14 protein-coding genes are annotated in these 11,646 nt (G+C 41.5%); 9 read left to right on the top strand and 5 right to left on the bottom strand.

Going from position 1 to position 11,646, the window contains the following annotated elements; translation table 11 throughout:
• Positions 1 to 88: 88 nt before the first annotated feature.
• The 5 genes from ACAX20_RS11055 (at position 89) to ACAX20_RS11035 (ending at position 3,913) form a co-directional block, all read left to right on the top strand.
• A complete protein-coding gene (locus ACAX20_RS11055) occupies positions 89 to 862 on the top strand; it encodes a MipA/OmpV family protein (protein ID WP_371186200.1) in 774 nt (257 codons plus the stop codon).
• A 5-nt stretch (positions 863 to 867) separates the two neighbouring features.
• Positions 868 to 1,314, top strand: a complete 447-nt coding sequence (locus tag ACAX20_RS11050; protein ID WP_371186198.1) for a DUF3019 domain-containing protein — start codon at positions 868 to 870, stop codon at positions 1,312 to 1,314.
• The gene (locus tag ACAX20_RS11045) at positions 1,314 to 2,042 is read left to right on the top strand and encodes a response regulator transcription factor (RefSeq protein ID WP_371186196.1); all 729 of its coding nucleotides are present in this window, start codon (positions 1,314 to 1,316) and stop codon (positions 2,040 to 2,042) included. Before ACAX20_RS11050 ends, ACAX20_RS11045 begins: the two co-directional genes overlap by 1 nt.
• A 29-nt stretch (positions 2,043 to 2,071) precedes the next feature.
• The gene (locus tag ACAX20_RS11040; RefSeq protein ID WP_371186195.1) at positions 2,072 to 3,307 is read left to right on the top strand and encodes an ATP-binding protein; all 1,236 of its coding nucleotides are present in this window, start codon (positions 2,072 to 2,074) and stop codon (positions 3,305 to 3,307) included.
• Positions 3,308 to 3,469: 162 nt separating this feature from the next.
• Positions 3,470 to 3,913 carry a globin domain-containing protein gene (locus tag ACAX20_RS11035; RefSeq protein ID WP_371186193.1) on the top strand — a complete coding sequence of 148 codons (444 nt, stop codon included), beginning with the start codon at positions 3,470 to 3,472 and terminating at the stop codon, positions 3,911 to 3,913.
• 21 nt (positions 3,914 to 3,934) lie between these two features.
• On the opposite strand, the gene ACAX20_RS11030 is transcribed toward ACAX20_RS11035, so the two are convergent.
• A complete protein-coding gene (locus ACAX20_RS11030; protein ID WP_371186191.1) occupies positions 3,935 to 4,588 on the bottom strand; it encodes a GDSL-type esterase/lipase family protein in 654 nt (217 codons plus the stop codon).
• A 13-nt stretch (positions 4,589 to 4,601) separates the two neighbouring features.
• On the bottom strand, positions 4,602 to 5,165 hold the full coding sequence (locus ACAX20_RS11025) for a GNAT family N-acetyltransferase (protein WP_371186189.1): 564 nt from the start codon (positions 5,163 to 5,165) through the stop codon (positions 4,602 to 4,604).
• 110 nt (positions 5,166 to 5,275) lie between these two features.
• Between ACAX20_RS11025 and ACAX20_RS11020 the strand changes: the two genes are divergently transcribed.
• From ACAX20_RS11020 to ACAX20_RS11010, 3 genes are all read left to right on the top strand, one after another.
• Positions 5,276 to 5,941: an SDR family oxidoreductase gene (locus tag ACAX20_RS11020; protein ID WP_371186187.1), complete on the top strand. Its 666-nt coding sequence runs from the start codon at positions 5,276 to 5,278 to the stop codon at positions 5,939 to 5,941.
• 42 nt (positions 5,942 to 5,983) lie between these two features.
• On the top strand, positions 5,984 to 7,510 hold the full coding sequence (locus tag ACAX20_RS11015) for an FG-GAP-like repeat-containing protein (protein WP_371186185.1): 1,527 nt from the start codon (positions 5,984 to 5,986) through the stop codon (positions 7,508 to 7,510).
• 85 nt (positions 7,511 to 7,595) lie between these two features.
• Positions 7,596 to 7,940, top strand: a complete 345-nt coding sequence (locus ACAX20_RS11010) for an MGMT family protein (RefSeq protein WP_371186183.1) — start codon at positions 7,596 to 7,598, stop codon at positions 7,938 to 7,940.
• Between the two features lie 113 nt (positions 7,941 to 8,053).
• Here the strand turns inward: ACAX20_RS11010 and ACAX20_RS11005 are convergent, their stop codons facing one another.
• On the bottom strand, positions 8,054 to 8,305 hold the full coding sequence (locus ACAX20_RS11005) for a hypothetical protein (RefSeq protein ID WP_371186181.1): 252 nt from the start codon (positions 8,303 to 8,305) through the stop codon (positions 8,054 to 8,056).
• A 387-nt stretch (positions 8,306 to 8,692) separates the two neighbouring features.
• Between ACAX20_RS11005 and ACAX20_RS11000 the strand changes: the two genes are divergently transcribed.
• Positions 8,693 to 9,520 (top strand): alpha/beta fold hydrolase, encoded by an 828-nt coding sequence (locus ACAX20_RS11000; RefSeq protein WP_371186179.1) that lies wholly within the window; start codon positions 8,693 to 8,695, stop codon positions 9,518 to 9,520.
• A 200-nt stretch (positions 9,521 to 9,720) separates the two neighbouring features.
• Here the strand turns inward: ACAX20_RS11000 and ACAX20_RS10995 are convergent, their stop codons facing one another.
• Positions 9,721 to 10,179, bottom strand: a complete 459-nt coding sequence (locus tag ACAX20_RS10995; protein WP_371186177.1) for an Hsp20 family protein — start codon at positions 10,177 to 10,179, stop codon at positions 9,721 to 9,723.
• A 798-nt stretch (positions 10,180 to 10,977) separates the two neighbouring features.
• Complete coding sequence (gene tpx, locus ACAX20_RS10990; protein ID WP_371186175.1) at positions 10,978 to 11,571, bottom strand: thiol peroxidase; 594 nt, start codon at positions 11,569 to 11,571, stop codon at positions 10,978 to 10,980.
• Between the last annotated feature and the right edge of the window lie 75 nt (positions 11,572 to 11,646).

Raw genomic sequence — 11,646 nt, 5'->3', positions numbered from 1 at the left:
TATCAGCATGGTATTAACAAGGATTACAAAGTATTCACAAATAATGATGATTCGCTTGTCAACACTCATGTTGATTCTGTGCTGTAGCATGGTTGGCAAAATACAAGCACAAGCTAACGATGTTCCGGTTAATCAGTGGCAATTTGCCATGAGTTTCGGTTACGGTAGCATTGAAACTCCGATTGCCAATCATCAAAACCTCGATATTTATATCCTGCCTAACATTAGCTACTATGGTGAGCGCTTCTTTATTGATAACACCACTTTAGGTTACGCCTTATACGAGCAGGGACCTTGGTTTGTCGATGTGGTTGGTAAGCTAAATGAAGATGGTTTGTATTTTAAGTTTGATAATGTAGGCGCATTAGCTGCTGTAGGCCTAGATTTTGGTCGTGGTTGGAGTGGCTTTGATATCGCCTCAGTAGAGCGTGATGTATCGTATTTAGCAGGTATCGCGGTTAATTACGAAACGCCATTAATACAAACAAGTGTGCGCTTTTATCAAGATATTAGCAGTGTCCACAATGGCAGTGAACTGGAAGTGAGTGCAGCTAAATACGTTAACATTGCCGATTGGCTATTAACTGGTGAAGTGAGTATTACCCATAAAAGCCACGAGTTACTGAGCTACTATTATCAGCTTGCTCGCAATGAATCGGTAATGATGATTGGTACCTATACACCTCTACATAGTGGCACGAATATCAACGCTAAATTCGTGGCCGATTACCGTTTAACAGAACAATTATCTTTCAGTTTTTCATATCGACAGACTTGGTTAACTGACGAAATAACCAATAGTCCTATTGTTGATACTGATAGCATCGCTATGTTTTTTAGCGGTGTTACTTACACGTTTTAATCACTATGTTTGTTGTTAAGCCTATCAATAAACTACTCATCTTCTGGTTGTTATTCGCTATTGCTGAGGTTAACGCCGATGACGGCAATGTTCACATTTGGCAAGGCACGACAACGAATGACGAGCTAAAGCGAGGCTTGAGTGTCTTACCTAACGTTTGCGTCATCCAAGAACTAGGCGACTATTGCGAACAAGAAATTATTATAACGCTGACACTGACCAACAAACTTGATGTGTGTATTTATCAGCAACCAGATAACAAGAAGATTTGGTGTGATTATGATGTTATAACGGCGACCGTTAAAACGCTGATTAATACCAATAAAGACGTAACGCTGGTTATTCAAGACATGTTAACCGGCGAAGAGTACGGCTATACCGATGTCCACGTCAGTGTTTATCAACCGGTACAAAAACGACGAAAACGCCGCTACGGCATGGGATTTTTATAATGCGTGATTTAGATTGTTCACTGTTATTAATCGAAGATGACTTACCTCTTGCCGATTTAATTTGTACTTTTTTGCAAGCTCATGGCTGTCGAGTAACTCATATTAGTAAAGGGCTTGATGTTAATAAACTAGCGAGTCATGCTCAGTTTGATATGGTGCTTTGTGATGTAATGTTACCTGACATTGATGGCTTTCGGTTGCAGCCAATCCTAAAAAATAAAGTAAATTGTCCGGTTATCTTTTTAACCGCCATGGGAGAAGACGAACATCACATTAAGGGCTTAGAGCTTGGTGCGATTGATTACATTATCAAACCGGTTGATCCTAATGTATTAGTAGCGAGAATACGCTCTAACCTTGGCAAAAACCAGAGGGTACCAACGAGTAACCTTCTTGCGTTGACGGATTTAGTTTTAGACAACAGGCGCAAGGTTGTTGAATATCAGGGTGTGGCACTGGATTTAACCGGTAATGATTTTGACTTATTGTGGATTTTTGCTCAACACCAAGGTGAGCCGTTATCACGAGAATTTTTATTTCAGGCTATTGTTGGCCGAGAGTATAATGGGCTTGATCGCATTATTGATGCACGCACCATGCGTTTGCGGAAAAAAATTACCGACTTTAATATCCCTGGCTTGTCTATCTCAACGGTATGGGGCAAAGGCTATTTATTTACCTATGATTCGACATCGCAACCTGTTCAGTCAATCAGCCAGGTTTCCTAATACAGCCATTATTGGGGCCTTGAGTTAATATGCGCTTTCAATTTTTCCGGCTTTATTTATTGATTATTATTGCCGTTAGCGTGGTTGTTTTTTCATTTGATCAATTTATGGATTCGATCGATGAAAGCGATGAAGGCTACACGATGAGCGTTGACTACCTGTTTGAGGCATATAGTCAACGACAAAATAATAAGCAACAGGTAACGGTGCCATTACCGACATTCCGTTATACCCCCCTAGCCAGTTTAGCGTTGCCTGATGATCTGCAGACACTGTTGCAACAACACCGAACAATTGCTGTAACCAACGAGCAACAGCAAACCTATTATTATCGACTGACGAATAAACCAGACCAAGTGGTGCAGCTTGGTCCTGTCATCGCAAAGCCCCGTAAAGGTGATGCGGTATTGTATTTGGCGTTATTGTTTTATGGTTGTTTAGCCATATTGTTATTGTTGTTTATGCGCCCTATGTTTCGGGATTTACGCATATTGCAACAAGATGCTCAAGCCTTTGGTCGCCAACCTGTTGCCATGCAAAGTGATATCCGCAGTAGTTCCAGCATTTATCCTTTAGCGTCAGCGTTTCATCGCATGTCGAGCAAAATTGTCGATTTTATCGATATGAATAAAGATTTATCTCGAGCTATTTCTCATGAAATTCGTACGCCATTGGCGCGAATGAAGTTTATGTTGGCTCTGATATCTGACCAGATAGATGAGAAGAAACAAAAACAAATTCATAATGATATTCGTGAAATAGAGTTGCTCGTTAATGATTACTTATCTTTTTCTAAAGTAGAAAGCCAATTGTCGACCGAACAGGTAAAGCAGTATTCACCGCAGGCATTACTAAAAGTCATTAAAAAGAAATTTGCGGTGTATAGTGATGATATCGATATCACCATTTCGGCCAAAGGTGATAAGGCATGGTTTCATAAAGATGCCATCGCCTTAGCCATGCAAAACTTAATAACCAATGCGCTGCGTTATGCCGATAGGCGCATTGATATTAGCTTTGAGTGTGATGATGAACATTGCCGTTTAACGGTCGCCGATGATGGACCTGGTTTGCAAGCTCATAATCAGGCATCTTCCGTAGATAATAGCAATCGAGAAAAACACAGTGAACACAAGAGTTTCGGTCTCGGTTTATATTTGGTCAAGAAGATCGCTATTTTACATGAAGGCACATTCACTATCACGCGTTCTGAGCGTTTAGGTGGTGCCGAAATTCAGCTGTGCTGGCCGAATCGTCGTATCTAGTATTTCGCAGTAGGCATGGGCTCTGATACGAACAAGCGAGAATTGGTCGACAATGACACTGCCATCGTTAGCAGAGATAAGCGTGCCCGCCCATGGCATGACAATATGAGATTACTCTTCTATACATAGGTATGGCGTTAAATTACAATAATAGAGTAAGTTATGCTGTCAGCAAGCGACATCACCATAGTAAAAAGCACCATTCCTTTAATCGAAGCCGCCGGATCTCAAGTTACCGATCGTTTCTATCAACGTTTGTTTGAACATTATCCAGAACTTCGAGCAATGTTTGATCACCAGCGACAACAAAACGGGCAACAAAGCATCGCCTTATTTGAAGCGATAGTGGGGTATGCAAAGCATATTGATGAGCTCGATAAGTTACAGTCGATTATCGCAAACATAAACAAGCGCCACGTTACGGCACATGTGCAAGCAGAGCATTACCAAATGGTGGGTGAGCAGTTACTTGCTACCATGCGTGAATTATTTGCTGAGCAATTTAGCCTCGATGTTGAACGAGCTTGGCGCAATGCGTATTTACAACTTGCTGAGTTATTTATTGGCAATGAACAATGTTTATATCAACGAGCTAAATCGGGGTAGATATATTCCCTGTGGACGTAATTAGAGCGCACCATTGTCTTTTAATAACTGATGAACCGTTAACGCAAGTTGGCGATAGCCTTGGTTATTAAAATGTACCGAATCCGATTTCATCTCAGGCTCGGTGAGTAACTCACGAATGATTTCACCATCGTAGACGAGGTCATATTGCTCCGCTAACTCTTCATAAAAAGGCGCAGCGCTAGAAAATAATTTTTTTTCAGGGACGCCAATCAGCACCACATCAATGTTTTGTTGGTGAGCGATTTCGATCATTTGTGCAAGATTTTGCTGTGCCTTGCTAAGGCTTTTATTTCGGAGAATGTCATTACCACCTTGTAACAAAACCATCAATTGCACGCGGTGTTGCTGTAACAAGGTCGGTAGTCTTTTTAAACCATCTTCCGTTACCTCTCCCGAAATACCGGCATTAATGACCTCTAAGCCAGTCAGCTCTGCTAATACGCTGGGATAGCGATGTACTTTACTAACGCCATATCCGGCGGTGAGGCTGTCACCAAAAGCGAGGATTTTCGCACTGTAAGGCAGGGGCTTAAGCCGGTCGCTACTGCATGAGGAAAGAAACAGGCTGCAACTAATAATCAACACACCGATGCGAACAACGTGTGATATACCTGCAAAGCGTATCGTGTTACTAGAGATAAGTTGTATCATCGTCAAACTCTTTTTAGGAAACTGATTCTGCGATAAAGTTAGGGTTAACTAAGCCATAAATAAGGGTGTTATGCCAAGTATCATTGATCCGATACTCTTGTTGCATCAGCCCTTCACGTTGCATACCTATGCTTTCCATCACCTTCCAACTGGCAATGTTATCTTCGTTACAAAAGGCTGTTAAGCGACGCACATTAAGTTGGTTAAATAGGTAGTCACGGACTGCTTTAGCGCCCTCACAGGCATAACCGAGCCCCTGATAATGGCGATCGATCATATAGCCAAGCTCAGCATTGGCACTATGTTGACAGCGAATGCGTATGGAAAAACAGCCAATGGGTTGATGGCTGTGATTATCGATTGCCACCATGGCTGCCCAGGTCATCTCTTTGCCATCAAAGGGGCGCGCAAAATCAACAAACCACTCTTTTATTTGCTCCAGATTTTGTTGCTCGCGAATGTGTTTTAACTGCTCGCGGTCACTTTGCATATTCATAACAAAGTGCCAATCGCTGTGCTTGACTGGGCGCAACGATAAACGATGAGTTGTTAGTGGTGTAAGTGTATAAACAGTCATTTTATTATTATTGTTTTTATAAGTAATAACATGATATTAACGCTGTTCAATGATCTTAGCCAAGTGTTTGTGCATAATAAGGTTACTGGTTGTATATTAAGGAAGTAAGTATGTCAAAAACAGTGCTAATAACAGGGGCAAATCGTGGCATTGGGTTGCAGATGACGCGCATTTTTGCTGAACGTGGCGATAACGTTTTCGCCATATGCCGACAGCGGTCAACGGAGCTTGATAATTTACCCGTCAACATTATTGAGGGTATCGAGTTAACGGATCATAAAAGTTTGTTGAAACTGCAGCAAAAGCTCAACTCTGTAACAATCGATATTTTGATCAACAACGCAGGGATTTTACGAGATGAAACGTTAGATGATTTCAATAACAAGACCATTGTAGATCAATTTATGATTAACGCCCTAGCACCACTGAATGTAGTGCAAATGTTGCAACAACAATTGCAACCCGGTGCTAAAGTTGCCTTTATTACCTCACGTATGGGCTCTATCACCGATAACAGTTCCGGTGGTCGCTATGGTTATCGTATGAGTAAAGCCGCACTGAATGCGGGCGCCGTGTCGCTTGCTAATGATTTACGTACGCATCAAGTTTCTGTCGGAATTTTCCACCCTGGCTATGTGCAAACACAAATGACTCAAGGACGTGGCGATATCAGTAGTGACCAAGCAGCAAGCCGATTGGTTGGCTTAATTGATGCGCTATCATTAACTAATACAGGGTGTTTTTTCCATTCGAACGGCGAACCATTACCTTGGTAAACATAATGAGTCACCGCTAAACAATAATTAAGGACATTTACCATGAAACAGAGCGTGTTTGGGATTAAAAAAGCATCCACATTGTTATTTATTGCATTAACTTTAATGGTTAGTTGTGGTGTTCATAGTAAAGATGCGTTTAAATTTGAGCAGCTTGTTATTGAAGCGACATTCAATATTACTCAAGAGCCCATTCGCGCCAATTTAACCTCGGCACCGGGGAAAGAATTAATAGTCATTGGTGAGCGAGATGGAATATCACATATGGCACTGTTTGCCCTGAATGAAACGAGTAATCGCTATCAAATGCAATTTGATATTCCAATACCGGCGCAATATTTTGCTTATGACGTGGATGACTTTGCAACAGGGAATACTGAAACCCAGCAGGCATTGTATTTTTTAGCCGCCGATCACGTTGCCAAGTTTAAGCTAGATGAACAACCAGACTTTGATCGATTAGTTGATGTTCAGTCGATGTATGTTACTCGCCAGGCACCGTATCTAAAGCAGTGGGACTTTGTTCAAGACGTCAATGATGACTCGCTAAGTGATGTTATTTTGATGGGGTTTGCCAGTTTAAATGTGTATCTACAAAACACTAGTGGCTTTATTCTGCAACAACTGCCTATTGAGCCAATCGTTGAAATTTTTGATAACTCGGTAAGCTATACTGAAAAGCCATTTTATTTACTAGACATGACCTTTGATGGCAAGAAAGATGTGGTGTTGACCGCAGATGGTGAATTACACGTCTTTGCGCAAAATCCACAAGGTATGTTTGCCAAGCGTCAGGCGACGGTAATGCTTAATAACTCAATATCTGCCGTCAATTGGTGGGATGCTCGGGGCAGCGATGGCAAAACCGTAGATCAAAGTAACTTTTCACATCGCAATATTGTCAATTTAAGCGACTTAAATAACGACTCGATTCCGGATTTAGTGGTGTTGTTTACCCAAAGCTCTGGCGTGCTAGATAAACGTACCGATTACGAAGTGTACTTGGGCCGCAATGCGAATGGCCGGGTGGCTTTTAGCTCTATAGCCAATACCGCGATAAAATCACAAGGCACGTTAACACAACTTGAATTTATCGATGTCAATGGCGATACGCAACCTGAGATCATGACCTCTTCCTTTGATATTTCGGTATCGCAAATTATCGGCGCCTTATTATCGAGTAGCGTTGATCAAGATGTGCTGATCTTTGCGATGAATGGCGAGCAAGATTACCAACTGGCCTTCAAAGACCAAGTTCAATTGCAATTTAGTTTATCTTCAGGACGAAGCGGAGCACCAGTTGTTGAGTTAGCTGACCTTAATGGCGATGGCGCACAAGAGCTAATTTTATCTGCGGGCGATAAGCAGTTAAATATTTTTCCAGGCGGTCAGAGTACGCCGCTCATTAACGCAAGCTCACAGAAACTTGAAGTGTCGTTACCCAAAAATGGCGTGTTTGTATTTAGCGATGATCTTAACTTAGATGGCAAGGATGAGATCATGCTTCGTTATGCTGCTGAAGACGGCAAACAGCAACAAAAACGTTTGTTACTGATACGTAGTGAATAACATCATTAGCTCGAGATACAAGTTGCTATGATACACAACGGTCTCATGAGCAAGTGATGTCGGTGTAGCTTGCAAAAGTACTAATATGGATTCAAACGAAAACTATCAAAAAATATGGCAAACGGTGCAGGCAATACCTTTAGGTAAAGTGGCAACGTATGGGCAAGTTGCCGATCTTGCAGGGTTACCTGGACGAGCTCGACTGGTGGGTAAAGCGCTTGCCAAAGCGCCAGTAACATTGGCTTTACCTTGGCATCGAGTTATTAACGCTCAAGGTCTGATATCTTTACCTGAAAATAGCCCCTGTTTTAACGAGCAAAAGGGCTTGTTACAGCAAGAAAACGTGGTGGTTATTAACGGTCGAATAAAGCTTGCTCATTTTCAATGGCAACCAAGTTTATCCGAGTTATTGTTTACGCTAAACGGGTAGTCTGAATTTGTATGTAGCTACCTACCTAACTATCTAGGCCATTCGCTAGGTACAATATTAACTACATCGCTAACCTGCTTGTTTTACTCGTTTGCTTACTCTTAACCCGTTAGCTATTTGCAAAAGGCTTTATTGCCAATGATCTTATACGCTGGTGTACCACGTACTAACGCATCTCGGGCAAATTGACTATGACAATTAGGACAGACGCCAGGTTGGCTAGTATAGTCGCTGACAATGCGTTCTTTAAAACACTTGATCAGTGACCCTTTACCGCCTTTTTTATATTTGAATAATATTTGTCGACATTGGCTGCAGATGACATTAACGCTTTTTTCTGGAAGTTTTTTATTGGGTTTTGCCATGGATTACTCTAGAGCGTGTTGATCTTTCAGGGTTAAATTTTGTTCTAATTAAATGCCTTTTTATCGCGGCACTTGTGATACGCATAGTTATTCTGCGCACAGAGCAAGTAACAAGGAAAAAATGCATTTAAACGAATCCAAAGGACAGCTTTTATGACGCCTTTCTACTGTGGTATCACTTACTTATGTGGAGTAACCACACAACATACGTTCTGCCTTGTATAAAAACATCATAAATTACTGCAAAAACAACCTCAAAAGATCAACACGCTCTAATACTTCTCAATTTATCTTAGGGAGCATACGTTAACGCTTGTTTTGCCGACATTGTATCCGATATTATCTTGCCCACAAAGCGGGGCTGTACGCGAATAAGTGGTTATTTATATGCAAGATTTAGTTATTGAAAAATTATCGGCTCATAAATCAGAGCCCTATCCAGGTGTTTATGTGTCGGGTAGGGGGACACCTGTGGTTTTGCTCCATAGCTCATTAAATTCATCTCGGCAATGGCGCGTGCTTGAGCAGGCCTTAGTTACTGACTACACAGTCATTAACATAGACTTGTTAGGTTATGGCGCTGCGCCTATGGTCGATGGTCAACAGGCTTACGATTTAAGCAATGAAACTGCGCGTATTTTATTAGCCCTTGACTCACTAATTGGCGAACAGCCATTTCACCTTGTCGGTCATTCTTTTGGTGGCGCAGTAGCTCTAAAATTTGCGGTTGAGCAATCTCCACGGATACTGAGTTTATCGTTATATGAACCGGTCGCTTTTCATTTATTACCTATCAATAGCCTTGAGTATCGGCAAGTATCCGAGTTTGCCGCTAACGTTGCCAGATTAGAAGCCGAAGCAGCAACCCGGCTTTTTACCGACGTTTGGAATAGGCCTGGGTTTTACGATGCGTTGCCTGCGAAAATGAGAACACAGCTTGCGGCGAATATTGACAAGGTAAAGCTTGATTTCAATGGCTTAATCAGTGAAAGCTACACGGCGAGTGATTGTCAGGTAATCGAAGCCCCAATTCTACTGATGTCAGGGCAACAATCGCCAGCAATGGCACAGCGTATTATTGATATTCTTCGAGACAATATCGGCCATGCTAAATGGCAGCGTATCGATGCCGGCCATATGGCACCGGTTACCGATGCCAGTATAGTGAGTGAGCTCATTACATGTCATGTTGTTGGCGCATCATCATTTTGCTGATAGCGCTCGCGTGTTTTTGATTACGGTGAATAGCGAGAGGGTAGTTATCTGATCATTAACGCACAATTTCACCATATTAGATAAATGCGCCATAAAAAAGCCCCGCAAAAACGGGGCAACACAATAACAATAAATAGGGAGTAATATGTTAATGTAGGGCAGGCAAATACGCTGCCCTGAATAGAGAGCTAATCGTGCGCTTATTTAACGTCCGATTCTAATAAACTGTTTTTGTTAATGGTGATTTTACGCGGTTTTAGCGCTTCAGGGATCTCCCGCACTAAATCGATGTGCAGTAAGCCATTTTCCATGTGCGCATTAACAACTTTAACGTGATCGGCTAATTGGAATTTACGCTCAAAGTTGCGCTCGGCAATGCCTTGATACAAGAAGGTACGTTGTTCGTTATCTTCTTTAGCGGTTTTTGTTCCTGTCACGGTTAACGAATTTTCATGAGCTTCAATATCCAACTCCGCTTCGACAAAACCGGCAACAGCCATGGTAATGCGATATTTATCATCGGCAATCGATTCGATGTTGTACGGTGGATAAGCTGGTTGTTTTTCAGCGCGGCTGGCTTTATCCATCATGCGAGCTAAGTGCTCTGCACCAATAAATGAACGGTAAAGTGGGCTGAAATCAGTAGAAATAGTACGCATAATCATATCCTCTTATAGCAATATGTCAGTTTAATTATCCGCGCGTTTTGCGAATAAAAGTCTGCCCTTTACGTGAAACGGGCTGTTAGTTTCGCTAGTAAGCTCATGCTTTGCCTAGCTCTTTGGTAGTCCCATTATGGCGACTACAATAAATAAATAGGGGCGAAATAAATGTTTTCAAGAGCATAAATAAAAAAAATTTAAACATTTAAGTTTTTGTTTCTTTTTACAATTTTTAGAGCGGGTGATATTTACTGGTGTTTAGTTTGACGAAAGTCGCCAATGGTTTGGGTTTATTGAGCTGAGTAACTAGCTTTGTTGTGGCCAGAGTGAACGAAGACGGTGACACCATTCATAATGGTTTATTTGCCGCCTTTTGTACCTAACATCGACATTTTTTTATAAACTCGTGAACGTGAAGAATAACAATGGTTATTGCTGACGAGAGCAAAAATTGGCCGCCGAACAGCAACACGAGTTTTAAACCAAAATCGAGCTCTTCGCTAAAGGCCCTGGTGAAAAGGATCCCTGGAAACAATAGTATTTTATATCCTGGCAGTGTACCGTCGAGTAAATAATAGCTTGTTGTAAAGGCCGCCATACCAACCAAAAGGCAAACAACCCCAACCTTAAATGCAATGTGTTTTATCTCTAAAAAACTCAACATCAACGATTAACACTTCCTAAAAGCAAGGCCGGTGAATAAAAAAATAGCAGAGTCGATTTGATTATCGATTCTGCTACATGGATGAACTGCAAACCGCCTAGTCAGATAAGCCAAGAGGTTATCGCGAACTATTATTGATTGCTTAACGTATTTGTTTCTTTAACCGCCGCTAATGCTGCGTCGTAATTTGGGTGTTTTGAGATATCTGCAACCAATTCTTTATAGGTGATTTTACCTTGTCCATCAATAACGAAAATGGAACGAGACAGTAATCCCATATCTTTAATAATTAAGCCATATTTTTTACCAAAGTCACGCCAGACCGAATCAGATAATACCTTTAACGATTCGATACCTTCTGCGGCACAAAAGCGTTTTTGTGCAAACGGCAAATCAGCGCTTATGGTCAGCATAACAACGTCATCGGGTAAGTTGGCAACTTCTTCATTAAAACGTTTGGTCTGTAGTGAACAAACACCAGTATCCAAGCTTGGTACCGCTGAAATGAGTACCGTTTGTCCGGAAAAATCACTGAGTGATACTTTATTAAAACGGTCATCTACAACGGTAAAATCAGGAGCCTGGTTGCCGGTGTAAACTTGGCTACCAAGTAATGTGATCGGCTTGCCGCCAGCAACAACTAAGCCGACCGTTTGGTTGGTTTCATTGGCTGCGACACTATAAGCACAAAGTAATGAGGCAAAAAATAGGGATAACTTTTTCATAATCAGCTTCTTTTAAGATATTAATAATAAATAGTAATGGCAGAGCTGGCAGCATGCCAGCTTTTTATCTTTTTA

Source organism: Thalassotalea sp. Sam97 (genome assembly GCF_041379765.1).
GTDB classification, from domain to species: Bacteria; Pseudomonadota; Gammaproteobacteria; order Enterobacterales; family Alteromonadaceae; genus Thalassotalea_A; species Thalassotalea_A maritima.
Note: the sequence above shows the minus strand (reverse complement) of the source record. Positions and strands in the feature narration are given on the sequence as shown.